The organism is Microcoleus sp. POL10_C6, from assembly GCF_036701585.1.
GTDB lineage: Bacteria > Cyanobacteriota > Cyanobacteriia > Cyanobacteriales > Microcoleaceae > Microcoleus.
Window position 1 is genome coordinate 1 of the sequence record NZ_JAUBRB010000075.1, and the last position, 26,515, is coordinate 26,515.

A 26,515-nucleotide genomic window follows, 5' to 3' on the forward strand; every position below is an offset into this window, starting at 1 on the left:
AAGCTATAAAAGCGATGGTTAATCCAGATCTGCAAGAACCATCTTTAATTCCTCAAATTTAGACCTGAATCCTTACCTATATCCTTTTGATTTGTGGGTGGATCAAGGTTATAGTTGGACGGCCAATTGGCAGCAACATTTGAAAAGCCCCATAGACAAGGGATTGGAATTGATTTTATCTAAGTTGTTGGCAAAAGATATCCAGCAGCGCTATCAATCAGCCGAGGAAGTTTTAAGAGATTTTCAAAGTCAGTCAACACCAAATTTTATACAGACTTTAAAAAGGTTTGACTTTGACCCGGTGACAGTTGATGTGCGGGGTAATATAAGTAGCGGTCAACGCCGTGAAGCACAATTTTTTAGTGAAAATTTAGGTAGCGGTGCAACCTTAGACATGGTAGCAATTCCTGGTGGCAGTTTCGTGATGGGTTCCCCTAATACGGAAGCAGGGCGAAGTAACAATGAAGGGCTGCAGCGTACTGTTAATATCTCTCCTTTTTTTATGGGTAAATATCCAGTCACTCAAGCACAATATCAAGCGTTGATGGGGAATAACCCTTCTCATTTCAAAGGTCTTTTCAAAAGCAAACAACTCCCTGTAGAACAAGTTAGCTGGGATGAGGCTGTGAAATTCTGCCGCAAGCTTTCTGAAAAAACAGGGAAGACTTATCGTTTACCATCGGAAGCGGAATGGGAATATGCTTGTCGCGCGGGAACTACAACACCTTTCTATTTTGGCGAAACAATTACCCCAGATTTAGTTAATTATGATGGCAATTATCCCTACGGTTGTGCGCCCAAGGGACTGTACCGCAAACAAACAACGGATGTGGGGAGTTTTCCGCCGAATCCGTTTGGTTTGTATGATATGCAGGGGAATGTTTGGGAATGGTGCAGCGATAAATGGCACGATAATTATAGTGGCGCACCGACTGACGGAAGTTCTTGGGAAACTGGAACGGATAATAAGCGGGTGCTGCGTGGTGGTTCCTGGAACAACCATGCGCTCTATTCCCGTAGTGCCGATCGTATCAACCGCTGGGCGAACGACGGGTGCTGGGACAGGGGTTTTCGCGTGGCGGTAGCTTCGGTTTCTTCCTCGTCCTAGTTTCCGCGTAGTAGTGGTAGGGTGCGTCGCATTGAACAATCTGCAAATCAAATCAACAATCTCGCAGCGACGCACTGTGAGAGTCAGTCAATCGATTTTAGATTTTAGATTTTAGATTTTAGATTAAAGAATTCAAACATCGACCCCACAGATGAATCCGGGGGCTTGTGAAGAGGATTCGGAGATTATGCCGGGGCGGGTTTATTATGTTGTTGGTTCCGAGATAGATGGTTGGTAAAACCCGCCCCTACCGCAGAATTAAGCCTACCGAGCTTGATAACTGATAGAGATATCGCCTTACAATATCACATAGCTACACAATTCATAAATCCCCAAATTTATATGACAATCGAAGAATTAGAAGTACAACTCCTGGCCTTAACGGCGATCGAAAAAGCTGAGGCGATCGGCATCTTAACTCAAAGCCTGAAAAACAGCGGCCGCCCGATAACCAAAACTCCCGGCGTGATGGGCGGTGATGCTTGTATTGACAAAACTCGCATTCCCGTTTGGTTGCTCGCCAGCTATCGCAATGACGGCGCTACCGATGCTTTTATCTTAGACTGCTACCCCCATCTCAGTGCTGCTGATTTGGTAAATGTTTGGGCTTATACAGAAGCTTATCCTGACGAAATTGAGTCAGCAATTCGACAGCAAGATGATGCTGACGAAATCTTAGATACACCGGAAAATATCAAATAAACCTATGGCACGTCTCTATGCAGACGAACACTTTCCCCGACAAGTTGTGCAGAATCTGCGATCTTTGGGTCATGATATCCTGACTGTTCAAGAAGCAGGAAATGCTGGACTACCTGATGAGGATGTATTAGTATTTGCCATCAGTGACAATCGAGCTGTTTTGACCATCAATCGGCGCGATTTCTTTCAACTGCACAAGCTGAAACCTGACCATTGCGGTATTATTGCCTGCACGCGAGATGACGATATGCCTAGACTGAGTGCGAATATTAATGATGCGATATCTACTGCTGAGATACTGACGGGGAAAGTGATTCGTGTCTATCGTTCTGGGCCGCCGTCCATATCTTAATTGAATTTAATAATTCTATCTACAATCTCCAAGTAAGATGCAAATCTCACATATCCGCACCCTACAAATTAGACTACTGGACGCACTCCGCCTTCATAACCGGGTTTTTTACCGAGTGTGCGAGGTGCAACGGGTCTTTTCGTAAAAAAACCCGGTTTCACCGCCCCCATGCGTAAGTCCTATACAATATCAACAGTATCATTCATACAATAAATGATTTGCTGTATCAATCCCGACTGCCCCAATCCTCAAAACCCGGACGGGCAAACATATTGCATCAGTTGTGGCCTTGAACTCGTACCCATCCTGCGAAATCGTTTCCGCATGATCAAACTCCTCGGTCAAGGTGGCTTCGGTCGAACCTATTTAGCAGAAGATATTGATAGACTAAATCAACCCTGTGTCGTTAAACAATTAGCACCAGATGTCCAGGGAACTTGGGCGATTAACAAAGCGGTAGAATTATTTCAGCTAGAAGCTAGACAACTGCAACAGCTAGGACAACATCCCCAAATTCCATCACTAGATGCCTACTTTGAAGACAACAAATATTTGTATCTCGTACAGCAGTTTGTGGATGGAGATAATTTGTTGACGCTTTTCCACAATCAGGGAATTTGGCAAGAAAACCAAGTTAAGCAACTATTACTCGAACTTCTACCTGTTCTCAAGTTTGTTCACGAACAAAAAATCATTCACCGAGATATCAAGCCTGAGAATATTATGCGCCGTCGCAGCGACGGTGTGTTAATGCTGATTGATTTCGGAGTCTCCAAACAGTTGTCGGGAACAGTGATATCGAGACGGGGAACGCAAATTGGTTCGCATGGTTATGCACCGCTTGAACAAATGCAAGGTGGTGAAGCTTATGCAGCCAGCGATTTGTTCAGTTTGGGGGCGACGGCTTTTCATCTACTGACGGGGGTACATCCTTATGGTTTGTGGACGGAACACGGTTATAGCTGGACTGGAAATTGGCAGCAACATTTGAAAAGTCCCATAGACAAGGGATTGGAATTGATTTTATCTAAGTTGTTGGCAAAAGATATCCAGCAGCGCTATCAATCTGCAGAGCAAGTTTTAATAGATTTTCAACGTCAGTCAATACCAACTCCCGCACCGATACTAAATCCCACAATTCCTGTGGTTCCACAACACTCTTTGCCGTTACCAACTAACACAACAAGGCGAGGTTTCTTGCAATTAGCGGGTTTTGCTGGGGGAGGATTTGCATTAGCTGTGCTGGGTCAAAGCTTGTTGAACAACAAAACTTCTTCATCTTCACCAAATCTTCCACCTTCATCCAAAAATGCGGCGCCATCTCCTAAATCATCAGCTCAAAAATCATCTCCACAAACTACAGCCAAAAGTTCATCGCCAAAACCATCTCCACAATCTGTAGCAGCAAGTCCATCGCCAAAATCATCGCCAAAACCATCTCCAAAACCCGCACCAGAAACTCCAAAACCTCAGCCATTTTCCAATGCTTTAAAAAGCTTTAGTTTTGAAATAGTGACAGTCAACTCAACGGGGCAAATCGCCAACCGCCGTCAAGGAAAAGCACAGGCTTTTATAGAAAATATGGGGAATGGTATTAGTCTAGACATGGTAGCAATTCCTGGCGGCAGTTTCGTGATGGGCTCGCCCGATACGGAAGCCGGACGAAGTAGCTATGAAGGGCCTCCGCGTACCGTGAATATCCCTGCTTTTTTTATGGGTAAATATGAGATCACTCAAGAACAATACCAAGCGGTGATGGGAAATAACCCTTCTGAGTTCAAAGGTGCGAAACTTCCTGTCGAAAAAGTAAGCTGGAATGACGCTGTGGAATTCTGCAAGCGGCTTTCTAAAAAAACAGGCAAGACTTATCGCTTACCTTCACAAGCGGAATGGGAATATGCTTGTCGCGCCGGAACTAAAACACCTTTCTATTTTGGTGAAACAATTACCCCGGATTTAGTTAATTATAATGGCAATAATCCCTACGCTGGGGCCTCGAAGGGACTTTACCGCAAACAAACAACTGATGTCGGGAATTTTTCACCCAATGCTTTTGGACTTTATGATATGCACGGAAATGTTTGGGAATGGTGCAGTCATCTCGACAACGATCGAAACGATCGCCCGGTGCGGTGTGGCGGTTCCTGGAACGACAGTGCGGTGAATTGTCGCAGTGCGTATCGTCTTAGCAATTCGGCGGGCGATCGTTACTCGGACATCGGTTTTCGCGTGGCTTTGGTTTCCGCGTAGCGGGTTGAAGCCGTAGGGTGCGTCGCCCGAAACAATCTGCAAGTTCGATCGACAATTTCACAGCGACGCACCCTACAAATTAAACTGAAAAACTTATTTGCTCCGTGCTATTGCCCTAACTGGCTGCGCCCCAAATTGACTTTACATGGCCGCACAGATTCCCATGATAATATAGTACGTCAATCTCACAGAAAAGTCAAGAGCGATCGCCCTTAAATCCTAATATTTGAAAAAGCCCCTCAAGCAACTTTCTAATTTATTTTCCCTGGCCCGATCGCCGATCTCTTCAGTCTGGCGTTGCGCGGACTTCGTTTGACAATCGCCGCATCCCTCGCCGCATCCCTCGCCCGCCCTTAATCAAGGTTAGTATAGAATTTGCGAGCGATCGATACTACAATGCCCTTAAACGCCGCATCGCTTCTGTCTGAAATGCTACACGAGTTGGAAATAATGACAGATCCGTGGCAAGATTAAGGGAATGTTAAGTTATGCGACGCTTTCGCAAACAAGATTTCCCGCTGAAACTGTCCCCCTAACCCACCTTCCCCATTAGGAACCCACCCATCTATGATTCCCAACCATTCCTTCGCGGCTGACGAGCATTCTAGTAAACCCGACAAGCCCGAGGAAGCTTGTGGCGTTTTCGGTATCTACGCACCGGGTGAAGATGTCGCCAAGTTGACCTACTTCGGTTTGTATGCTTTGCAGCACCGCGGTCAGGAATCAGCAGGAATTGCCACCTTTGAAGGTGAAAAAGTCCACCTGCACAAAGATATGGGACTGGTTTCCCAAGTCTTTAACGAATCGAGTTTAGGTCACTTGCCCGGTAACTTAGCAGTAGGCCACACTCGCTACTCTACTACCGGCTCCTCGCGCGTGGTCAACGCTCAACCTGTTGTCGTCCAAACCCGTTTGGGAAGTCTGGCATTAGCACATAACGGGAATCTTGTCAATACAAAAGAATTGCGCGAAGAATTGCTGTCTCGGAAGTGCGAATTTGTCAGTACGACGGATTCAGAGGCGATCGCAGTGGCGATCGGTTCCGAAGTAGACAAGGGCAAAGACTGGCTGGAAGCAGCGATCAGCGCCTTTGGTATGTGCCAAGGAGCCTTTAGTTTGACGATCGCCACCCCCAAAGGCGTGATGGGAGTCCGCGACCCCCAGGGCGTCCGCCCGTTGGTAATTGGCATCCTCCCCACAACTCCGGTACGATACGTTTTAGCATCGGAAACTTGTGGCTTAGATATTATTGGTGCTGAATTTTTGCGGGACGTAGAACCGGGGGAATTAGTTTGGATTACAGAGGAAGGTATGGCTTCCTTCCACTGGAGTCAGCAACAAAAGCGCAAACTTTGCATCTTTGAAATGATCTATTTTGCTCGACCCGACAGCCAAATGGAAGGTGAAAGTTTATACAGCTACCGACTGCGGATCGGGCGTTTGTTGGCAGCAGAATCTCCGGCTGATGCTGATATAGTCATCGGCGTTCCTGATTCGGGAATCCCGGCGGCGATCGGCTTTTCTCAAGCTTCCGGCATTCCTTACGCTGAAGGATTGATTAAAAATCGCTACGTCGGGCGCACTTTTATTCAACCGACTCAGACAATGCGAGAGTCAGGAATCCGCATGAAACTCAACCCTCTCAAAGATGTATTGGAAGGAAAGCGAGTAATTATTATCGATGATTCGATCGTGCGCGGCACAACCAGTCGCAAAATCGTCAAAGCCTTGCGGGATGCGGGCGCAACGGCAGTTCACATGAGAATTTCTTCGCCGCCGGTGACACATCCTTGTTTCTACGGGATCGACACCGACAATCAAGATCAGTTGATTGCTGCTACTAAGTCAGTCGCAGAAATCGGCGTCCAAATTGGGGTTGATTCTTTGGCTTTCTTGAGTTGGGATGGAATGCTGAAAGCGACTAACGAAGACCCGATGAGTTTTTGTTCGGCCTGTTTCACTGGTGATTATCCGATCGACGTTCCAGAAATGGTAAAACGGTCTAAGCTCATATTAGAAAAAGCTGGAACCTAGAAAATCAAAAAGCGAGAAAGCGGTCGCCCGTCAATTTCCGCGATTTAGGGATTTTCAAAATTTTCTGGTAAGTCGTTGCCAAAATGTGTGTAGAAATGTTACATTAACTTAGCTGTAGCAATTCTTGCAGAATTGGTGAACTGTAGTGAACAGTCCCTTGGGTACAACTTGTGTGAAACCCAACCCTCGGATTGGAGATTGGAGATTGAAGATTGAAGATTGGAGATTTGTGCTTGAATCTAAAATCGCCAATCTAAAATCGATGGTTTTTCCCTACACTCTCGTTCACAATTCTTGCTCGAAACGCTGTATGCTACCTGCAGACTGGAGGTAGTTCCTCCAGATGTCCACTCTCAGATTGAAGTCGCATTTCGCACCAACAACGGGCACAGGAGATTTTTTCAGATAACAGGGTCGATCGCACTAATTTTTCCGACACAAGTATTCGACAAGCCAACTTGCTTGAGAATCGCGGACGGGCTATTCATGCGAACTAAAGAACTTTAGAAACCCTTGCAGAGTAAAAATATGGCTCCTTGCAGGTTGAAACTGACCTCACCTGCATAGGGATACAACCCCCCGGCTCATGTCGGGGAGAGCCAAAAAATTTAGATATTAGTTTAAGCCCCCAGATTCATCTGTGGAGTGCATCTAAAATCTAAAATCTAAAATCTAAAATCGATTGACTGTTAAAAGAAGGCGGAATGCGGTTTCTCAAGTCAGCTTAAATCGGAAACTTCGTGCAATCAAATACTATTCTCAATCCCGCGAGCAATCCAGGCTCATCCTCTCGTACAGCAGAGTTACCTTTTACTCTTCAAGATATCAAGGCAGCCATTCCAGCCCACTGTTTTGAGCCCTCGGCATGGAAATCTCTGGCTTATTTCTTTTTAGATATTGGCATCATCGCAGGTTTATATGCGATCGCCTACACCGTCGATTCCTGGCTTTTTTACCCAATCTTTTGGTTGATGCAGGGAACCATGTTTTGGGCATTGTTTGTAGTGGGCCACGACTGCGGACACGGTTCATTTTCTAAGAGCAAATGGCTCAACAACCTGATCGGACACCTCTCTCACGCTCCAATTCTCGTGCCCTTCCACGGTTGGCGGATCAGCCACCGAACCCACCACGCCAATACAGGCAGCTTAGATAACGATGAAAGCTGGTATCCGGTATCGGAGAGCAAATACAATCAAATGCCTTGGTACGAAAAGCTGGGACGCTTTTATTTGATGTTATTTGCCTATCCAATTTATCTATTTCGCCGCTCGCCCGATCGAACTGGTTCTCACTTCATGCCCGGTAGCCCGCTTTTCCGTCCGTCCGAAAAATGGGATGTGTTGACGAGTTCCGCATCCTTGGTACTGATGGTAGGCTTTTTAGGCGCGCTAACCTATCAGTTTGGTTGGCTGTTTTTACTCAAGTTCTACTTGGTTCCCTATGTAGTGTTCGTGATGTGGCTGGATTTGGTAACATTCCTGCACCACACAGAAGCCGATATTCCTTGGTATCGCGGTAATGATTGGTCTTTCTTGAAAGGTGCATTGTCTACGATCGATCGCGACTACGGAATCATTAATTCCATCCATCACGACATCGGGACTCACGTAGCCCACCACATTTTCTCGACAATGCCGCACTATCACTTGAAGGAAGCAACGGAAGCCATCAAGCCAGTGTTGGGCGATTATTACCGCAAGTCAACCGAGCCAATTTGGAAGAGTTTTATTCGCTCTTACTGGGATTGTCATTTTGTCTCGGATACAGGTTCTGGAGTTTACTACGAATCACCTAACAGCCGGCGATCGGCTGAAGTTAAGTAGCTTAAATAAACAATAGAATACGTAAAAGCCCGGCTTCTTTAAGAAACCGGGTTTTTCTTTTTTCTGCGTGTTTGATAATAAGATGTTCCACATTTAGCCTGCATATTGGGGGCGGGCATCTTGCCCGCCCCACAAGAAATTTACAGATTACCTTTAAGCCCGATCGCCGTAACAATAGTCCACGCATCTACCAACAGCAACAGCAGCGTACATCCCAGCAAAATAAGATACATCCAAGGCTGCGACAAAGGGCGGACATCTCTAGTATCAAGGCCTGTTTTTGCTTCTACCAAACCGACTAATTTACCAAACCCAGCCACTCGCATTGGCAACAAATAACCTTCACCCGAATGACTCAAAAAATAGTAAACTAAACCTCCTTGACCTGTTGATCGAGGTTTGAGAGCTTTTACCTCAGTCCAAGGTAGCGACCAACCCTTGCGAAACCAACGCGGAAACCAGTTGGGATATGTGACTTCAATCCCCTCCTCGCTCAAAATTACCCTTTCACTGAGCACGCCGTACAGGCCCACAGCGCCGACAACGATTGCCACCCAGAGGGTCGCCGGGGGAACCGGTGCTTTTGTTACTTCCGACAAAAACGGCAAGGGAATTGTCAGGGCTGTGTACAAGCTCAACAGCGTGATTCTAATCAGGGGAGAAAGCCGGAATACCGCCGGCTCAAATACTGGGGCCGAAGATGGGGAAGAAGCAAGAGGTTGTGCTGACATGGCTGAAATTCGAGAAGCTGTTTAATGATATTTTTGCACAGTTGCCGAACCCGCCAACCAAACTCAGGGAAATAGGAAAAACCGGACAATATTTGCCGTCGGGAGTTTTGATCTAAAATTCATTTCACAAACTTTGATTCTTAAGTGTTGAGTTTTTAAGGCTTTGCTGAAGTTGGAATTTTGAGCGCGGAGTTATCAATTCACTGACAATTTATAACTCAAAACTCACAACTTCAATTAATCAACGGCCGTTAGTGCCGATACAGTCAGAGGTTCTGAGATTTCTCGGGATTTGGGGCGGCCAGTCATTGCTGCTCGATCGCCCGGAACTGCCTCTCGCGATCTGCTAGGATTGACGTTGGAATAGGGGCCTTCGTTAATCTGCAAGCGATCGCAAGGAATTTTATCCGACAAAATTGCACTGGCCATCATCCCGGTGTGAATTTCCAATGCTGCAGCGGGCATCGCTTCAAACACTAAGCGCTGTCCGGGAAACACCACTCGTTCAAAGTACCAGTTAGGAATGTTGGCGATGCGAGCAATCTGAATTTGACTGGTGGCGTTGACGTAGCAGCACAGAATCTTGCTGTCGGTGTCTGAGGGTACGGGGTCAAGAATTTGAGCCATAACTGCTGAGGGAGCCTTGCCTAAAAGTTTTAGTTATCTTCTCAGGCTAACACTAGGTGATCCCGCCTACTGTAAAGCCGACTACCAACTCCCTAATACATGAGAGACCGATCGAACTTAAATTAAAATCTAACCGGATAAATATCGCATTTTTGACTCCCCGCTGGGATTTTAAGTCAAAATACGCTGTATTGACTTAAAAATTAGCTTTTTTCTACTGCTGTCGCCGATCGACACTAACAAGCTCGGCCTTGAGCCAAATAGAAAAATTTAAGAATATTTAATGTCAAATTGCGAAAATTAGACATATTGTAAAGTTATATTAAAAGAATATTAACATAGCTGAAAAAGTTCCACTTTAGGATATGGCAATCATGGAAAACCGAGAAAACCGAGTCCTGTACGTTCGCCTCCCTTGCAATCCTATTTTCCCGATCGGAGTTGTCTATCTTTCGGATCACGTACACAAGCTGTTTCCCGATGTCGAACAGCGCATTTTCGATTTAGGTGCCGTACCCCCCCTGGATTTCGCTAAAGCTTTAGATGCCAGCATAGACGAGTTTAAGCCGACGCTGCTGGTTTTCTCTTGGCGGGACATTCAAATTTACGCGCCCGTGGGCGGCAGGGGTGGCAACCCGTTGCAAAATGCCTTCGAGTTTTACTACGCCAAAAATCCGCTGATCAAGTTCCGGGGAGCCCTCGGAGGACTGCGTTTAGCCGCGTCTTACTACACCGAACTCTGGCGCAATTTGGGACTGATTAAGCGCGGATTGAAGCGGGCCCGGAAATACCGCCCCGAAGCTCGTGCAGTGGTCGGAGGCGGTGCTGTGAGCGTGTTTTACGAGCAGTTGGGACGCAGTTTGCCGGCGGGAACTGTGGTTTCGGTGGGGGAAGGCGAAGCTTTGCTGGAGAAGTTGATTAAGGGCGAAGATTTGGCCGAGGAAAGATGTTATGTGGTGGGAGAAACTGTGCCGCGCGCGAAGCTAATTCACGAAAAGCCAGCCAACATCGAGAAAACAGCCTGCGATTATAACTACATCGAAACGATTTGGCCGGAATTTTCCTATTATCTACAGGATATGGACTTCTACGTGGGAGTCCAAACCAAGCGCGGCTGTCCTCACAATTGCTGTTACTGCATTTATACGGTGATTGAAGGGAAACAAGTGCGGATTAATCCGGCGGATGAGGTGGTAGCGGAGATTCGGCAATTGTACGATCGAGGTATCCGCAATTTCTGGTTTACCGACGCTCAATTTATCCCAGCACGCAAATTCATCGATGATGCGATCGAATTATTGCAAAAAATCATCGCCGCCGGCATGGACGACATACACTGGGCTGCTTACATCCGTGCGGACAATCTCACACCCGAATTGTGCGATTTGATGGTAAAAACGGGGATGAATTACTTTGAAATCGGCATCACCAGCGGTTCCCAGGAACTGGTTCGCAAAATGCGGATGGGCTATAACTTGCGAGTAGTTTTGGAAAATTGCCGCGATTTAAAAGCAGCCGGTTACAACGATGTGGTTTCCGTGAATTACTCGTTTAACGTCATTGACGAAACCTTTGAAACTATCCGGCAAACTATTGCTTATCACCGAGAATTAGAGCGAATTTTCGGAGTAGATAAAGTAGAACCAGCTATTTTCTTTATCGGGTTGCAGCCACACACAATTTTGGAAGAATACGCCTTTAAAAAGGATATTCTGCAACCTGGTTACGATCCGATGAGTTTGATGCCTTGGACAGCGCGCAAGTTGCTGTGGAATCCCGAACCTTTGGGTTCGTTTTTCGGGCAAATTTGTTTAGAAGCTTGGCAGCGTAATTCCAATGATTTCGGCCGCGAAGTGATGGCTATTTTGGAGGAAAAACTCGGCTGTGCGGATTTGGAAGAAGCATTAACCGCGCCAGTGGAAATTAAAGACAAACAGTTGGCAGCAGTTAATTAATTACCAGGTTCCCCGTCAGGACGACGGTTCTTTTCAACAGGGGAAATGGGAGTAAAAATGTATCTTCTGTTTCCCTTTTTTTATTCATATTATGTCCGGTCGATTACCCTAATACGGTAGGAGTTCCCCTCACCAAAAATATCTGCCCATAATTGACAATCTCAAAAACCAGCCCTTTTAATCTCGGTCACTCGATCGGACATGATATCACTAAATAGCTAAGCGCAAATAAACATTACCCTGTAAAAGAGTCAGTTAGCGATCGCCTGGGGGACTATAAACCCGGTTTCTAGGAAAATCAAAGGTTTAGTAACGAGAAATATATGAAGAAACCCGGTTTCTCAAATCAGCGTGAACAAGTCATAAAACCTTAAAAATGTCATAAATGCAAGAGATTGCTTTCCGGCGATCGCATTGACATACTTATGTATTTTCACTGGTGTAGGGTGGACAGTTCGCACCTTACTTAAACCGACCCTGTTCCCTGCACATCTCACCTCTGACATTAAATATTATTAATATCCAGCCAAGATAGCTTAAGATGTAATTATATAGTTAAAACCAGGAGTGACAAGATGTTTTATAAGGAGAGAGTTAAGGGCATTAAAGGAGTAGTTCTAGTTATGGCAGGCATTAGTGCGATCTGCTTTTTGACTGCCTCAGCAGAAGCAACTGCACTAAATCAACCGATTGACAAAGTTCGGGCGATCGCACCCAACACTTTGGGCAATAATCAACCGCTACAAATTGCTCAAGTTGAGGGATGTCCGAGAGCCGAAATGGTGCAATTTTTCGCAACGCCCAACTTTTCTATATACATTTGCAAAACCCAGGAAGGCGATATTTTTTACCGAGGCCTCAGCAAAATAAATGGCAGCCAAATCAATGTCATGCAAGTAACGACAGGTGACGACGGAACTTATGAAGCGACTAACGGCAATATTATCTATTCCATTAACCCCCAACGCCTACAAGTCCGGCAAAATGGTAAGGTAATTTTGACCGAAGGTGTGATCAAGTAACACTAATTGTTATTTAATCATAAATTCACTAAATTCAGGGTGTATTTTATTTAAGTGAAAAATTCAAGAGTCGCCAAAACATATTGATTCCTTAAATTCTCCAAGCTCATCAGTGGTAACGCTTATAAAATTGACTAACTTTTGTTTAAATACCTCTGAATTAGGACGATCGCCACAATATCGTCCACCGGTCTCGGCGGCGTCCGCATTCCCTTCGGAATCAAGCGGTTGAGTCCCGTCGGAGGGTACATTTCCCAGTAGCGTTCCCTCGCTTCTAAACTGCTGTACCTCTCGTCAACCTGAACAATTTTGATCGCAGGCGACAAACTCTGCGTTAGTTTTTGTTTCCAACTCTTAGAAGTCGTTTGATCTCCGAGCACCAATAACTCAATGGGAAACTGTTCGCACAAAGATTGAATAGTAGAAATTGCACTCTCCGAGGGTACAACTTGATGGTAGCAGACCTTCTTATCTCTACCCATTACAGCTATGCCGCATTTGTCTTTACCTGGATCGAAACCTAAAATCATAGCCAGTTACCTATTATTAATTACCAAGTTTATTTTTGAATTTTCAAGTCTCCGGGGCCTTGTTTTTGTTGTCCGGTGCGGAACACAACGGCTCCGTTTTCAAGAGCAACTAAATCTATTTTAAGCGGGCCGGCGATATAAGTGACATCTGCTGCGATCGCCTGAACGTCCAGCGGTTTCTCGTACTGCTGCAATCGCTCGATAAAACCAGCTAAAGTTTCAATCTGACTGTCGGCCACTTGAACTCTACCGCCGACAACACCGATCAGGCGAGCGCGAAATTGACAAGCTTCTATCAATTGCAGCAACTGCTGCCGCACCTGTTCGTGGGTCAAAGTCACGGGATCGACAGCAACCCCTGCAATCACATCTCCAGCGCGGAACACAACTCGATTGATTTCTGCTTCTGCAAATACCTTAATTACCTTTTCTTCCCGCAGGTAATTAGCGCCGGCGACAATCCGCACCACGTAATCTTGACCGTCTTTAATCTGACTAATTAGTTGATCGATTTCTGCTTTAGTAATTTGAATAACCTGGTCTCTAACCTTCCTATTTTCCGGCTGCATCAGTCCGACGGTGGTTTTATTTGCTTCTTGCAAGAGTCGATCGATCGCGCGACTCGCCATACCGGGTTCAATAATACGAACCACGCCCGCAGCTAAAATTTGACCGCGCCTGATGGCAACTGTACCCTCGCGGATTGCCTGAAAATCGCGTTCCAAAACTTGCACTTGCTGCTGCAATAAAGTTTGTTGCTGTTCGAGTTGAGATTGTTGCTGTGCCAAGGTTTCTAGGAGTGCTTCCCTCTCGGCAATTACTTTGTCGCGCTCGACAATAGTTCGATCGCGCTCGGCGAGATTTTGCACCCGCTGAGCAATTTCCTTGTCCCGTTGGGCAATTAGTTCGTTGCGATCGACAATTTCTGCGTCTCGCCTAGCAATTTCTCTCTCTCGCTTGGCAATTTCTTGATCGCGCTGGGCAATTTGAGTTTTTACCTGCTCGATTAACTGTTGGCGTTCCTCTTGCAGTTGGGCGATTTCCGCTCCTAAAGTCGTTTTTTGACCAGAAACTGTTTTCAATTGGTTCTCGGTGCGATCGAGCTGAGCTTGTGTAGTCGATCGGATCGTTTCAACCAGTTTCAACTGTTCTTCGGTGCGGGATTTAGCCGCTTCCACACTGCTGAGCTGTTCTTCTGTCTGAGATTTAGCTGCTTCTACCTGACTTAACTGCTCTTCAGTTTTAGACTTGGCTGCTTGCACGCTGTTGAGCTGGGCCCGCAGCGAGTTTAATTTTGTTTGCGTTCGAGCTTGCTCAGCATTAGCTGCTTGGAGGGATTGATTAATTTGCTCTAAATTGGCTCTAGCTTGCGCTTGGGCGGCTCTGGCTTGAGCTAATTCAGTTTCAACTCGATTTTTTTCTTGAGTGGCTTGGTTGATTTCTCTGCGAGCGTTGTTGAGCCTTTTTTGAATCTCGTCTATTCTAAAAACTCCCGTTCGCAGCGGCTTGCTAGTAGCAAACAAAATGCCCAGAGTCAGTGCTGACAAGATGCTGCCAGCCATCACTGTCACAACAACAGCAGTATCGCGGGGGCGAAGTTTGAATAAGCTCAACCTTGCCTTGCCGACTTTCGTCCCAAGGCGATCGCTGACAGTGGCGATCACACCCCCTAACACTAAAATTACAAATACCAGGATGTATCCAGCAGTCATTCCGATTTTAGATTTTGGATTTTGGATTTTGGATTGAATCTAAAATCCAAAATCCAAAATCCTATACTTTCTCGGCATCAAGTGAATTGCTGGCTTAGGGCCACCGGGTTGTGGACTGTGATCTTTTTCTTGTGGATCGAGATCATGGTTTCTTGTCTGAGATCCCCGAGCAAACGAGTCACAGTTACCCGTGTCGAGCCGATCGCTTCGGCGATCGCCTGGTGGGACAGCTTCAAATCTATCGTAATCCCCTCTGTACCGGGCACGCCAAAATCCCGGCACAGAATCAGCAAAAAGCTGACAAGTCTCGAACCCATATCTCGGTGCGCCAGCGTTTCAATCATCATCTCGGTTTGCAAAATCCGAGACGACAGTCCCCGCAGCATCACCATCGAGAGTTCCGGGTCTTCCTTGAGCGCTTTCTCGACTTGTTCGATCGGCAGCGAGATCAATTCCACCGGCGTAAAGGCTACCGCGTGGTAAAACCTGTCCGATCGGTGTCCCGTAATCAGAGACAGCACCCCAAATACGCTATTTTCGCGCAGGAGGGCGACTGTAATTTCTTCCCCTGCTTCGTACACCCTGGAGAGCTTCACAGCACCTCTAATGAGAACGTAGACGCGCTCAGCCGGGTCTCCAGGGAAAAAAATTGTCTTGCCCCGTTCAAAGGTTTCCACAATGGGTGGAAACGCCCCGCCGCTGATTTGGCGGAACACGGCTGCTAGCGGTCTATCATGCGTCACGACTAGATCCTTTGTACTAATCAATACTTTATAACTTGTCGATTAACCTTATTGAGTAAATATACTGCCCAACCTCCAATATCCAAGGATTCGGTTACTTCCATCTAATGTTAAGGTAAACACGCACTGTATGATTAAATCTAGCCCTTCTCTTAACTTTTTCAATTCCGCCCCCATGTAGCTCCACAGCCAAATTAATATCAATTGTGTCTCAATTGTGTCTCAATTGTGTCTCAATCAGTTAAATCTGAATCAGTTGTGTCTAAACTGGCGGGGTTGTCGCAGAGAGCCAATGAGAACGGTGCAAGTTGCTTTTAGATAAACTACAGATGATAGATTTGACCGGAAAAAATGCTCTTGTTACGGGCATTGCCAATAATCGCTCGATCGCCTGGGGCATCGCTCAGCAGCTCCACAAAGCTGGGGCCAACCTCGGCATAACTTATTTGAAGGACGAGAAAGGCAAGCACGAGCGCAAAGTCGCTGAACTGGTGGAACCGCTCAATCCCAGTCTGTATTTGCCCTGCAATGTCCAAGACGAGAGCGAAATTGAGTCTACTTTTCAAACCATCGCCGACAAGTGGGGCAAGTTAGATGTCCTGATCCACTGTCTGGCTTTTGCCGGCAAGGACGAACTTTCGGGAGACTTCACCAACACTTCGCGCCAAGGTTTCTCCAATGCTTTGGATATTAGCGCTTATTCGCTGGTGCGGCTTTGTGCTGCTGCTAAACCACTGATGGCCGAGGGTGGCAGTATTGTGACCCTGACTTATTTGGGCGGCGTCCGGGTAGTTCCTAATTATAATGTGATGGGAATTGCTAAGGCGGCTTTGGAAATGAATGTTCGCTATCTGGCTGCTGAACTCGGCCCGTTAAATATTCGGGTAAATGCGATTTCTTCGGGCCCGATTCGGACTCTGGCTTCGTCAGCAGTTGGCGGTATTCTGGACATGATCCACCACGTTGAGGAAGTGGCGCCGCTGCGGCGGACGGTGACTCAGCAGGAAGTGGGAAATGCTGCGGCTTTTCTGTGCAGCAATCTCGCTAGCGGAATTACGGGTCAAGTTTTGTATGTCGATGCCGGTTACGAAATCATGGGAATGTAACAGTCGAGAATTTTGAGTTATGTAGGGGCGGGTTTAGACAATAAACTTTAACTTTAACAAGTAAGTTTTATCTCGCATCTTCTTGCACCATTTTCAAGAACCTGTAGGGGCGGGTTCACCAAAAACTTTCTCCCGTGACAGACAGGTTAAATAAACCCGCCCCCACCCACCAAAAATCCCTTGATTGACATTGGTGTCTGATGTCAGTTGTATGCACAACCCGCCCCTCGCTTGAGACTCAACACTAAAAAAATCCCGTTCTCAAATTACTAATTATCAATAACTAATGAATGACCAATTGCGAATTATGGAGATAATCGATCGCCCTTCTCTTCCTCCTGCAAATTCAGTTCAACCAGCTAGGGCCGCCCTGGTGAAACGCACGACACTAGAAACGGATGTCACGGCCAGCCTCAATCTTGATGGTGTAGGAACTTGCAAAGCGTCTACGGGGATTCCGTTTTTAGACCATATGTTGCACCAGATTGCTTCTCACGGATTGATCGATTTGGACGTGCAGGCGATCGGGGATTTGGCGATTGATGACCACCACACGAACGAAGATGTGGGAATTACCTTGGGCCAAGCGCTGGCAAAAGCTGTCGGGGATCGATCGGGCATTTCTCGCTTCGGGCATTTCATCGCACCTTTGGATGAAGCTTTAATTGAAGTAGTGCTAGATTTTTCGGGACGGCCTCACTTAAGTTACAGCTTGGAAATTCCCAACCAGCGGATCGGCACTTACGATACTGAATTAGTGAGAGAGTTTTTTTCGGCGGTGGTGAACCACACTCAAATGACACTGCACATTCGACAGTTGCAGGGCGGGAATTCTCATCACATTGTGGAAGCGGCGTTTAAGGCATTTGCGCGAGCTCTGCGGATGGCGGTAGAAATCGATCCGCGGCGCGCCAGTCGGATTCCGAGTTCTAAAGGAGTTTTGTAGTTCGGGGTTAGTAGTAGCGTTTGGGCGCTACTACTAACCTGTGATACCATGTCGAGTTAAATAGTTATAATACTTTGCTGATAAGCTGGCAAAGAAAAAACTGAAGTCTTTACTACAAAAAGGTCGATCGACACTTTTACTAACCCGCCACACTCAATCTATCACGACTTACGCAACTGGCACAGTTAGTAAGGTGAGTCAGACCAAAAAACCTCGATAATTGTTAGAAAAATTCCTCGGACGCACCCTACAATTCGGTTTGAGTGTGACAGGCTTGCTTTATTCCTGTCTATCCAAACTTCGTCAAGAATCGGAAAGCATCCAGTACATGACTCGCACAAACGTAAGGCGAAGTATTGTAAAAAGCTTGCCAAGCCGCCGCTTTATCTTCGTCGTATTTATCTGCTCTTTCCGGGTGTTTTCCTTGCCAATTCAGCCGCACCGCGTGACCGACTAATACATCTAAAACGATGTATTCTTCTACTTGCAATTCTGGGTTGCGCTGCGCGATCGCCGCCAACTCCATCAGCGCCTCAATATTTACTTGCCGATATTCTGGTGCGACAATTTTATTCAGCAAATGCTCGATTTGTAGCGCAAAATTCTTTTCCCCTGGCGTCATTTCCGATAAAATGATATGGCTATCTAAGCGATTGCGCCGCTCTAATTTGTCGCCAATTATCAAGCCTTTGCAGTGCCGCAGCAGTCCCCAAACACTCGGATAAAAATCCTTCGGTACGCGATTGACAGTACCTTCCATCTGTCGCTTCCTGCGCCATCCTCCCCCAGGCATTGTTGGTTCTTCAGAAACTGACGCTACTACCCATTCAATATCTTTTTCCGGCTGTTTGACGCGCAGGGATTCTTGCTGTTTGAGGATTTGATTCATTTCCTCGTATTCTGTCAACACTTGGCGCAGGCGATTTTTGATTTCAAAGGGGCTTAGCTGCATTAAATGTTCGTAAGCTTCATTTTGCGTAACTCCCAATTCGCGGGCAAACTCGCTAGTCAGCAGCAAAATAAAGTAGCTAACTCTTAGCGTCAGCAGGCCTTTAAATAACTGCGGTTCGGCTTTAATTAGCAGGCCGAGGTAGATGAGAACTTCTTGAGTTAGAACTCGATCGCGAATGTCTTCTCCGCAGAATTGGCGAATTTTGTCCATCACTTCCGTGTAAGATCCGGGTCGCGAAATTATCGAATCTTCGCTGTAAGCTTTCCCCACAGCAATCTGTTTTTGCCGCACCAAAATGTCTGTCACCGCATCGGACAAGCTGATATCAACTTTGTCCAGCAAACCTGCGGCATGGCGGATGACTGCCCATTGGATTTTTGATTGCGAACTTTCTCCAGCTTTTATATAAACTTCGTTGAGCAAATCCACAACTTTAACGGTTTCTTCCGCCCCTCCAAATCCTGTATCAAAATTTAATCCTTTGAGGCGAACTAACGTGTGCAGCAACTCAATTTGTTCGTACAAGTTTTCTGAATCGCGCAGGCTAGTTAGCAAGAATTGAGTATTAGTTTCGCACTCTAATTTAAATTCTTGCGTGTGACCCAAAGGCCAAGTCTTTTCCGGATTGTAAGTTAGATAACTGCGCGTTTCTACTGCACCTGTCACCGGAGATTCGGTAAATTCAAAATCGTGCATGAAATCAATTCTTTCGGTGCCAGCGGTCAGCATTAACTGCTTAAGATTTCCGAGTTTAACTGGCGTGTTGTTACAGTGTCCATCCCGGAATTCCTTCATTAATTGTAACAACGCTTCCCGCCCGGTTTCCAGCATCGTGTGAGTCAGCATCAGCGTTACCGTAGGGCGTCCCAACTGATACCAGTGGCGGTGAATGTGAGCTATTTCGCTCTTGATTTGAGCTACTAAAAAATGGTAATCTAAAGTTAAGTAAAACTCTTGTCTGTTCAAAAATGAGGGGAGAAATACGATCGCCTCTTCGCGAATTTTAAACACCCTAGAAGTTGTTAAACTCCGCAAACGGCGCACGGGGCGGCCGGTTAAGCCTAATTGATCGTTGCGTCCAATTTGCGTGTAAATAGCTGATAATTCTTTAGTCTGGCGGACTTGAATAGGTTCTACCTGTTTTGGAGTTTGTGCCGCAATGCCGTTAGCGGCTAATTCTGCTTGCAAATCTTCATCTTCAGCTAAAAGTGCAATCTGCACTAAAGGTTCTCTGTGTTGGCCCACTGACAGGTGCCTTCCCAGCGGGTCGATGTCGCCAACAGCGATTAATCCTTCGTTCAGCAATTGACCGAGAAAATACAAACTTTGCGCCCAAACGAGGGGAATATTTTCATTGGGTAAGCGCTGCTGGCTGCTGGGATTGAGCTTTTCTGCTTCTATATTTTCGGCGGGGACGTAGTACAATTCTGGTAGTAGTGGCACACCAGAGCGAGCAACTGCTAGAGATTCCAAACGCTGCTGGTACTCCTGCACTTGGGCTTGATTTCCCTGAAATATGCCGTCCAACAATAAATAAGTGAAAAATAGCGGCCACTCGCATTCAATGTGCTCGAACTGCCTTAATTCTGTGGGTTCGTAGTGCAGGCGATCGGCATCTTCCAAGACTGTTTGGTGTCCGTCCCGCAGAAACCGCTTGCAGCCGTATTTTCCTTGCAATTTGTCAATAATCTTATTTCGAGTCCGTTCTATTAATTCTCGATCTTCCACAGCAAAAGCCGGAAAACTAATCACACTCAATAAAGCGGCATCTACTTCTTTTGAACTAGATTCGCGAGGCAAAAGCGATTCCAAAGTAATGCGACTTCTGGCAATTTCGTCGGGCAAAACGTGAATAACAGATGCTTGAGAACCTTGAATACCGAACAAATCTAACCCATTTATTGCTTCCAGGGCTGCTTTTGCCATGCCAACTGAACTGGCGTTCAATTCTGCATTGCCTCGATTGATTTTATGACCTCTTTCCCAAATTCCGTAATCCGGCGTCCGGTAGGCTCTACCGATGTAGTAAACTAAATTCTGCACGAAATTGACTTCATCAATTGTAAAAATTACGTGCAGCCCGGAAGCCGTCATTTGAGCAAGAATTAATAAGAATATAGATGTAGCGTCTAACTGTAAATGTCCCCACTTGTCATCACCGACAACAATACCTCCAGTTTGAGTATTGTATTTAGCGTGGAGGGCATCTAGCGGCGACTGAGTATTTTTAAAACGTTCTACTTTACTCGATTGCTGCATCATCGCAAACAGCAAGCCGCGCATCAGTTTGACTGTGCTGTGTTCGAGTTCAAATGTTCTGCCCTGATCTCCATCAATTTTGCGGTAAGCTAAACCCAAACCCCAAACCGCGAGAATGCTGTACACGTTATCCCGCACCCAGGCATCGGTGTAGTCGCCGTGGGCGTTAACGGCGGTACTCGCCGGCAGCAAACCAGTAATTGGATTTTGGCGCTTGAGGATGATGTTTTTGATTTGCTGGTAGTAATAATCTAACCTGGTTTGCCGCTGGGTTTTTGCGATCGCCATTTCGTGTTCCTTCTTTTTCCTGATGCGAGCCGAATTGCGGTGAATAGACTTTTAAATATATCAGAGATTAGATCATTTCTCAAGTTATCCAAACACAACAAGGTGATTGCCATGTCTACCCAAAACCACAATAACAACAGCGTTCCTTTCGTGAAAGTTGTCTACTCTACAGTGAAAATTAATGGTAAAGTTGAACTAGTACCGATGGAATGGTACGCCGACGGCTCTGTCAAAAAAATCGAACACTAATGCTCGATCGCACTTGGCGGGCAAACTCTAATGAACTTGCGCGACCCGTCGCTTACAAAAAAACCGGTTTCTGGGCCACCGAACGATGACTTAACAGACTCTTGGTGGCACTAACCGGGTTTTTTGCGACCAAAACTGGTCTAGCGTCGATCGCCAATCTCAGCTAATTTAAATAACTAGGTGTGTAGGAATCTCAAAAAAAAATATGGATCGATCGCAGCCGCAATTTTCAGTGCTGGGACTACCAGTTCACATATTAGATGATTATGCAGGTTGGCTGATGCAGCGCCTGCATCAAGGGTTGGGAAGTCACGTCGTGACGCTGAATGCTGAAATGGCGATGCAAGCCGAGCAAAATCAGGCCTTAGCAGATGTAATCCGCAAAGCGGAACTCGTGATTCCCGACGGTTCGGGAGTGGTGCTGTACTTGCGGCTGCGTGGCAAACCGGCACAGCGCTATCCGGGGATTGAATTAGCAGAATCGCTGCTGCAACAAGGCGGAAAATTGCCTGATTCGGAACCACTATTTTTCTTTGGAGGTTCCCCAGGAGTAGCGGCTGCTGCAGCCAAAACTTGGCAGCAAAAAGTTAAGGGATTGTCGATTGCTTCTCAACACGGTTATCTTTCCGCAGATGAAGAGAAAGACTTCCGTGCAAGCCTCAAACAAATGCAGCCAAAAGTGATTTTTGTAGGCTTGGGAGTGCCACGCCAAGAATTTTGGATTGCCGAACACCGACACCTTTGTCCTGATTCGATTTGGGTGGGAGTTGGCGGCAGTTTCGATATTTGGGCGGGAACAAAAACCCGCGCGCCGGCTTGGTTTTGCGACAATCATTTAGAATGGCTGTATCGGCTTTATCAAGAACCTTGGCGGTGGCGCAGGATGTTAGCTTTGCCACAATTTGCATTGAAAGCTTTGGGGGATTTTCGAGGGTAAAAGTTCCCACTAGAATCGGGTTTACGGGAGTTATGGCTGATATTGCCGATCGCGCGTGAACCCGTCTCTACAATAATTGTGGTTAATTTATCTGACATAATACAGTATATTTGCGTAGAGCTGGTAAACTTAATCTAGTAAGCAGATCGGCACCAAAAAAACAATAATATCTTTTAGGGCGATCGCGAGCCAATATCTATAAAAGCCCGCAGCAAAGCCTTGTCCTCTTCACTAGATATTCTTGGGGCCCAAAGGGAGTAATAGCGAATCACCTTTAGTCAAAATCCCATTTATGAGTAGTTCCCCAAGAAAGAAAAAAACCATCTTGTTTTTGGCAGCTAACCCCAAAAACTCCACGCCCCTGCGCTTAGGTAAAGAGGTTCAAGAAATTGCCGATGGGTTGCAACGTTCTAAAAAGCGTGACAAATTTCAACTGGAGCAACAGTGGGCGGTAACGCCCAGAGAAATGCAGCGAGCAGTCTTAGATTTTAATCCAGAAATTGTCCATTTTTCCGGACATGGTGCAGGAGAAGGCGGGTTAGCCCTTGAAGATGACACAGGACAAATTAAGCTGGTGAATGCAAAAGCATTAGCCGGCCTCTTTAAACTGTTTCAGGATCAAGTAGAGTGTGTGGTACTAAACGCTTGTTATTCAGAAGTGCAAGCCAAAGCCATCGCTGCCCATATTCCTTATGTGATTGGCATGAACCAAGCCGTCGGTGATAATGCTGCCAGAGAATTCGCAGTAGGATTTTATGACGCATTGGGTGCCGGTAGAACTGTCGAATTCGCCTATGAATGGGGCTGTACCAGTATTAGTATGGCCGGCATTCCTGAAGAACTGACGCCGGTATTGAGGACAAAGCCTGATTCTCCTGTAGAGACAACAGTGGAAGGGAGAGAGGCTTTAGATGCAGCAGTGAGCGAGAATGTTGAAGATCCACCTGTTGCGGTTGAAAATACCCGATCCATCACCTCACCGGCTATTTCAATTTCCAACTTAGATAACCCAGAAGGTTCTGTTAGCTTAGATTGTCAGCTATATATCCATCGTCCTCCCATCGAATCCGACTGCTATCAAACCATTGTTAAACCAGGAGCTTTGATCCGAGTAAAAGCACCCCGTCAAATGGGAAAAACTTCTTTATTACAGCGCATTCTGCACCAGGCAAGGGAACAAGGACATCAAACAGCGTATTTAAACTTTCAATCGGCTGATGCAAGTTTTCTTACCAACCTTGATGAGCTGTTGCAGTGGTTCTGTGGCGACATCACCAATGAATTAAACTTAGAATATCGAGTAGCAGACTACTGGAAACAAGGCATGGGGAGCAAGCAAAAATGCGGCAACTATTTTCAGCGCTACCTGTTAGCAACAATTACCTCACCATTAACTTTAGGATTAGATGAAGTAGATCAAGTGTTCCAACATCCCGAAGTTGCCCAAGAATTCTTTGGATTGCTGCGGGCGTGGCATGAAAAAGGGAAAAACGAACCAGCTTGGAAAAAACTGCGTTTAGTTATCTCCCATTCCAAAGAAGTTTATATTCCCCTCAATATCAACCAATCGCCGTTTAATGTCGGTTTACCAATTGAGTTGCCGGAATTCAACCATCAACAAATTAATGAATTAGTACAAAAACATCAAGTGAATTGCTCGGAAAGTGAAATTGAACAACTGATAGGAATGGTGGACGGACATCCTTACCTGTTAAGAAAAGCCCTCTATGAAATTGCTCGCGGTTCTTTGAACCTCAAACAATTTTTACAGATGGCACCTACTGAAGAAGGAATTTATGGCGATCATTTACGTCGCCATTTATTTAATGTCACTGACGATCCTAATTTGGCAGCAGCAATGAAACAAGTAATTGCTAGTTCCCCTCCGGTACGATTAGAAGCAAATCTAGCGTTTAAACTTCGGAGTCTGGGTTTAGTGAAACTGCGAGGTAATGATGTAATTCCTCTGTGCAATCTCTACCGCCTTTATTTTAAAGATCGATTGGGAGTTCATTAATGAATGAAAAACCTGATTTACATTACGAATATCAAGTAGGTGGTAGTTTACCTGTTGATGCACCAACCTATGTTAGGAGACAAGCTGACCAAGATTTTTATGACGGATTAAAAGCCGGAGAATTTTGTTACGTTCTCAACTCGCGACAGATGGGTAAATCTAGCTTGCGCGTGCAAACAATGGCTAGATTGCAGCAAGAAGGATTTGCCTGTGCTGCCGTTGATGTTACAGCAATTGGTACTGCAAATATTACTCCTAAAGAGTGGTATTTTGGAATCATTGACTCGCTGGTAAATAGTTTTGAACTCTACAATAATTTCGATTCCTATGAATGGTGGATGAGTCACGAATTAGTCTCTCCTGTCCAACGTTTCAGCAAGTTTATCGGAGAGGTATTGCTGGAATTAATCGATAAATCTATCGTGATATTTATTGATGAAATTGATAGTGTATTGGCTCTGCCATTTAATATCGATGACTTTTTTGCCGTTATTCGCGATTGTTTTAACCAGCGTGCAGATAAACCAGAATATAACCGCCTAACCTTTGCTTTGATTGGAGTAGCAACACCTTCCGATCTAATTAGTAATCACCTTCGCACTCCGTTTAATATCGGGCGGGCAATTGAGTTAACGGGTTTTCAATTAGCAGAAGCACAACCTTTGGCAGTTGGGTTAGAAACTCAAACAGAAAATTCTCAAGCTTTGCTGGAAGCAGTATTATCTTGGACTGGCGGACAGCCATTTTTAACGCATAAACTTTGTAAATTAATCAAAAATTATCTTAATTCGACTTCGATTGTCCCCTCCGCTGATTGGGTAGCAAATTTAGTACAAGAAAAAATAATTGACAATTGGGAAGGACAGGATGAACCGGAGCATTTGAAGACGATTAGAGACCGTATTTTGCATAGCGACCAACGTGCCAGTCGGTTGCTGGGACTATATCAGCAAATTCTGCAACATGATGAGATTACATCTGATGATAGTCCCGAACAAATGGAACTCCGCTTAACAGGTTTGGTAGTGAAGCAATCTGGTAAACTTAAAGTTTATAACCGACTTTATCAATCTGTTTTTAACCTGGATTGGGTGGAAAGACAGTTGGCGAATCTCCGTCCTTATAGCGAAAATTTTAAAGCTTGGGAAGATTCCGTTTGTCAAGATGAATCGCGATTGTTGCGAGGTCAGGCTTTGCAAGATGCTCAAACTTGGGCGGCAGGAAAAAGTTTGAGCGTGCAAGATTATCGGTTTTTGGATGCTAGTCGCGACTTAGAAAAGCGGGAATTTGAACGAAATTTGGCAGCAGAGAAAGAAGCTAATCAAATTTTAAGTGCGGCGAGGCAGAAAGCAGAATTGGCGTTAGGGGAAGAAAGAGTAGCCAAACAACAAGCACAAAAAATTAGGAGGATGACTTCATTTTTTGCTGGAGTATCTATATTACTTGCACTTGGCGCAGGTGTGTTTGCTTTCCACCAATTGAGACAAGTTGAACAAGCCAACAATTTAGCAAACGCAAATATAAGTAGTGCATCTGCCGATCTATTGCTTGTGTCTAATCAAGAAGTGAAGGCATTACTCCAAGCATTAAGAGCAGGACAAGCACTCAAACAAATAGATAAGTCAGCTAGGAATCAAAAAGATACCCAAGCACAAGTCATAACTGCTCTGGGAAATGTGATGAATGATGCAAGAGAATACAATAATTTGTCAGGGCATCAAAATTGGGTTACTAGCCTTAGCTGGAGTCCTGATGGTCAAATTCTTGCTTCTGGTAGTGCTGATTCCACAATAATACTCTGGAGTCGCAACGGCAAGAAAATTGCTACCTTGGAAAAACACTCGAAGAATGTTAATAGCGTTAGCTGGAGTCCCGATGGTCAAACTCTTGCTTCTGGTAGTGGCGACAAAACAATCAAACTCTGGAATCGTGATGGCAAGCTTCGGAAAAATCTCACTGAACACAAAGGATATATCAATGGTGTAAGTTGGAGTCCCGATGGCAAAACTCTTGCTTCTGCCAGTCAGGACAAAACAATCAAATTCTGGAGTCGCGATGGCAAACTTCTAAAAACCCTGGAAGGACATGAAAAGTAGAAGTTCACGGGGTTAGCGTGGCAGAAGAGAAGGAGGAATCCGACAAGAACGAGTACTCAAGACAGATTCAGTC

General features: G+C 45.6%; 20 protein-coding genes. 14 read left to right on the forward strand and 6 right to left on the reverse strand.

Going from position 1 to position 26,515, the window contains the following annotated elements; translation table 11 throughout:
• Positions 1-97 precede the first annotated feature (97 nt).
• The 6 genes from QUA34_RS26955 (at position 98) to QUA34_RS26980 (ending at position 8,272) form a co-directional block, all read left to right on the forward strand.
• Positions 98-1,108, forward strand: a complete 1,011-nt coding sequence (locus QUA34_RS26955; RefSeq protein WP_445242852.1) for an SUMF1/EgtB/PvdO family nonheme iron enzyme — start codon at positions 98-100, stop codon at positions 1,106-1,108.
• Positions 1,109-1,450: 342 nt separating this feature from the next.
• On the forward strand, positions 1,451-1,810 hold the full coding sequence (locus QUA34_RS26960) for a DUF433 domain-containing protein (RefSeq protein WP_333080638.1): 360 nt from the start codon (positions 1,451-1,453) through the stop codon (positions 1,808-1,810).
• A 4-nt stretch (positions 1,811-1,814) separates the two neighbouring features.
• Positions 1,815-2,162: a DUF5615 family PIN-like protein gene (locus QUA34_RS26965; protein ID WP_333144913.1), complete on the forward strand. Its 348-nt coding sequence runs from the start codon at positions 1,815-1,817 to the stop codon at positions 2,160-2,162.
• Positions 2,163-2,375: 213 nt separating this feature from the next.
• The gene (locus QUA34_RS26970) at positions 2,376-4,412 is read left to right on the forward strand and encodes a bifunctional serine/threonine-protein kinase/formylglycine-generating enzyme family protein (RefSeq protein ID WP_333390194.1); all 2,037 of its coding nucleotides are present in this window, start codon (positions 2,376-2,378) and stop codon (positions 4,410-4,412) included.
• Positions 4,413-4,979: 567 nt separating this feature from the next.
• Positions 4,980-6,446, forward strand: a complete 1,467-nt coding sequence (gene purF / locus QUA34_RS26975; RefSeq protein WP_333080646.1) for an amidophosphoribosyltransferase — start codon at positions 4,980-4,982, stop codon at positions 6,444-6,446.
• Positions 6,447-7,186: 740 nt separating this feature from the next.
• Positions 7,187-8,272: a DUF3474 domain-containing protein gene (locus tag QUA34_RS26980; RefSeq protein WP_333390196.1), complete on the forward strand. Its 1,086-nt coding sequence runs from the start codon at positions 7,187-7,189 to the stop codon at positions 8,270-8,272.
• 140 nt (positions 8,273-8,412) lie between these two features.
• Here the strand turns inward: QUA34_RS26980 and QUA34_RS26985 are convergent, their stop codons facing one another.
• Together QUA34_RS26985 and QUA34_RS26990 are read right to left on the reverse strand one after the other, a co-directional pair.
• Positions 8,413-9,003, reverse strand: coding sequence for a hypothetical protein (locus QUA34_RS26985; protein ID WP_333390198.1), 591 nt, complete (start codon positions 9,001-9,003; stop codon positions 8,413-8,415).
• A gap of 237 nt (positions 9,004-9,240) precedes the next feature.
• Entirely contained in the window at positions 9,241-9,630 is a 390-nt protein-coding gene (locus QUA34_RS26990; protein WP_333390200.1) for a DUF1830 domain-containing protein, read from the reverse strand.
• Positions 9,631-10,004: 374 nt separating this feature from the next.
• Between QUA34_RS26990 and QUA34_RS26995 the strand changes: the two genes are divergently transcribed.
• Positions 10,005-11,585: a photosystem II high light acclimation radical SAM protein gene (locus QUA34_RS26995; protein WP_333390202.1), complete on the forward strand. Its 1,581-nt coding sequence runs from the start codon at positions 10,005-10,007 to the stop codon at positions 11,583-11,585.
• Between the two features lie 575 nt (positions 11,586-12,160).
• Positions 12,161-12,607: a hypothetical protein gene (locus QUA34_RS27000; RefSeq protein ID WP_333086135.1), complete on the forward strand. Its 447-nt coding sequence runs from the start codon at positions 12,161-12,163 to the stop codon at positions 12,605-12,607.
• 134 nt (positions 12,608-12,741) lie between these two features.
• On the opposite strand, the gene QUA34_RS27005 is transcribed toward QUA34_RS27000, so the two are convergent.
• The 3 genes from QUA34_RS27005 to ntcA all read right to left on the reverse strand — a co-directional run bounded on the left by QUA34_RS27005 (position 12,742) and on the right by ntcA (position 15,592).
• Positions 12,742-13,137, reverse strand: coding sequence for a pre-16S rRNA-processing nuclease YqgF (locus QUA34_RS27005; RefSeq protein ID WP_333324611.1), 396 nt, complete (start codon positions 13,135-13,137; stop codon positions 12,742-12,744).
• A gap of 29 nt (positions 13,138-13,166) precedes the next feature.
• Complete coding sequence (locus tag QUA34_RS27010) at positions 13,167-14,849, reverse strand: DUF3084 domain-containing protein (protein ID WP_333390204.1); 1,683 nt, start codon at positions 14,847-14,849, stop codon at positions 13,167-13,169.
• 77 nt (positions 14,850-14,926) lie between these two features.
• Positions 14,927-15,592: a global nitrogen regulator NtcA gene (gene ntcA, locus QUA34_RS27015; protein ID WP_006634020.1), complete on the reverse strand. Its 666-nt coding sequence runs from the start codon at positions 15,590-15,592 to the stop codon at positions 14,927-14,929.
• Positions 15,593-15,921: 329 nt separating this feature from the next.
• On the opposite strand from ntcA, the gene fabI reads away from it, so the two are divergent.
• Together fabI and hisB are read left to right on the forward strand one after the other, a co-directional pair.
• Positions 15,922-16,698 (forward strand): enoyl-ACP reductase FabI, encoded by a 777-nt coding sequence (fabI, locus tag QUA34_RS27020; protein WP_006634022.1) that lies wholly within the window; start codon positions 15,922-15,924, stop codon positions 16,696-16,698.
• 307 nt (positions 16,699-17,005) lie between these two features.
• A complete protein-coding gene (hisB, locus tag QUA34_RS27025; protein ID WP_333390215.1) occupies positions 17,006-17,644 on the forward strand; it encodes an imidazoleglycerol-phosphate dehydratase HisB in 639 nt (212 codons plus the stop codon).
• Between the two features lie 289 nt (positions 17,645-17,933).
• Here hisB and QUA34_RS27030 read toward each other — a convergent pair whose 3' ends face one another.
• The gene (locus tag QUA34_RS27030) at positions 17,934-21,143 is read right to left on the reverse strand and encodes a glycoside hydrolase family 15 protein (protein ID WP_333390206.1); all 3,210 of its coding nucleotides are present in this window, start codon (positions 21,141-21,143) and stop codon (positions 17,934-17,936) included.
• A gap of 111 nt (positions 21,144-21,254) precedes the next feature.
• On the opposite strand from QUA34_RS27030, the gene QUA34_RS27035 reads away from it, so the two are divergent.
• The 4 genes from QUA34_RS27035 (at position 21,255) to QUA34_RS27050 (ending at position 26,442) form a co-directional block, all read left to right on the forward strand.
• On the forward strand, positions 21,255-21,392 hold the full coding sequence (locus QUA34_RS27035; RefSeq protein WP_333390207.1) for a hypothetical protein: 138 nt from the start codon (positions 21,255-21,257) through the stop codon (positions 21,390-21,392).
• A gap of 205 nt (positions 21,393-21,597) precedes the next feature.
• A complete protein-coding gene (locus tag QUA34_RS27040) occupies positions 21,598-22,329 on the forward strand; it encodes a WecB/TagA/CpsF family glycosyltransferase (protein ID WP_333390209.1) in 732 nt (243 codons plus the stop codon).
• A 292-nt stretch (positions 22,330-22,621) separates the two neighbouring features.
• Positions 22,622-24,346 carry an AAA-like domain-containing protein gene (locus QUA34_RS27045; protein ID WP_333390211.1) on the forward strand — a complete coding sequence of 575 codons (1,725 nt, stop codon included), beginning with the start codon at positions 22,622-22,624 and terminating at the stop codon, positions 24,344-24,346.
• Positions 24,346-26,442: an AAA-like domain-containing protein gene (locus tag QUA34_RS27050; RefSeq protein WP_333390213.1), complete on the forward strand. Its 2,097-nt coding sequence runs from the start codon at positions 24,346-24,348 to the stop codon at positions 26,440-26,442. The genes QUA34_RS27045 and QUA34_RS27050 overlap by 1 nt, the downstream gene beginning before the upstream one ends.
• Positions 26,443-26,515 lie beyond the last annotated feature (73 nt).

Coding starts and splice junctions, on each gene's coding strand:
- QUA34_RS26960 (WP_333080638.1), top strand. CDS start 1,451: ATGACAATCGAAGAATTAGAAGTACAACTCCTGGCCTTAACGGCGATC.
- QUA34_RS26965 (WP_333144913.1), top strand. CDS start 1,815: ATGGCACGTCTCTATGCAGACGAACACTTTCCCCGACAAGTTGTGCAG.
- QUA34_RS26970 (WP_333390194.1), top strand. CDS start 2,376: ATGATTTGCTGTATCAATCCCGACTGCCCCAATCCTCAAAACCCGGAC.
- purF (WP_333080646.1), top strand. CDS start 4,980: ATGATTCCCAACCATTCCTTCGCGGCTGACGAGCATTCTAGTAAACCC.
- QUA34_RS26985 (WP_333390198.1), bottom strand. CDS start 9,003: ATGTCAGCACAACCTCTTGCTTCTTCCCCATCTTCGGCCCCAGTATTT.
- QUA34_RS26990 (WP_333390200.1), bottom strand. CDS start 9,630: ATGGCTCAAATTCTTGACCCCGTACCCTCAGACACCGACAGCAAGATT.
- QUA34_RS26995 (WP_333390202.1), top strand. CDS start 10,005: ATGGAAAACCGAGAAAACCGAGTCCTGTACGTTCGCCTCCCTTGCAAT.
- QUA34_RS27000 (WP_333086135.1), top strand. CDS start 12,161: ATGTTTTATAAGGAGAGAGTTAAGGGCATTAAAGGAGTAGTTCTAGTT.
- QUA34_RS27005 (WP_333324611.1), bottom strand. CDS start 13,137: ATGATTTTAGGTTTCGATCCAGGTAAAGACAAATGCGGCATAGCTGTA.
- QUA34_RS27010 (WP_333390204.1), bottom strand. CDS start 14,849: ATGACTGCTGGATACATCCTGGTATTTGTAATTTTAGTGTTAGGGGGT.
- fabI (WP_006634022.1), top strand. CDS start 15,922: ATGATAGATTTGACCGGAAAAAATGCTCTTGTTACGGGCATTGCCAAT.
- hisB (WP_333390215.1), top strand. CDS start 17,006: ATGGAGATAATCGATCGCCCTTCTCTTCCTCCTGCAAATTCAGTTCAA.
- QUA34_RS27030 (WP_333390206.1), bottom strand. CDS start 21,143: ATGGCGATCGCAAAAACCCAGCGGCAAACCAGGTTAGATTATTACTAC.
- QUA34_RS27035 (WP_333390207.1), top strand. CDS start 21,255: ATGTCTACCCAAAACCACAATAACAACAGCGTTCCTTTCGTGAAAGTT.
- QUA34_RS27040 (WP_333390209.1), top strand. CDS start 21,598: ATGGATCGATCGCAGCCGCAATTTTCAGTGCTGGGACTACCAGTTCAC.
- QUA34_RS27045 (WP_333390211.1), top strand. CDS start 22,622: ATGAGTAGTTCCCCAAGAAAGAAAAAAACCATCTTGTTTTTGGCAGCT.
- QUA34_RS27050 (WP_333390213.1), top strand. CDS start 24,346: ATGAATGAAAAACCTGATTTACATTACGAATATCAAGTAGGTGGTAGT.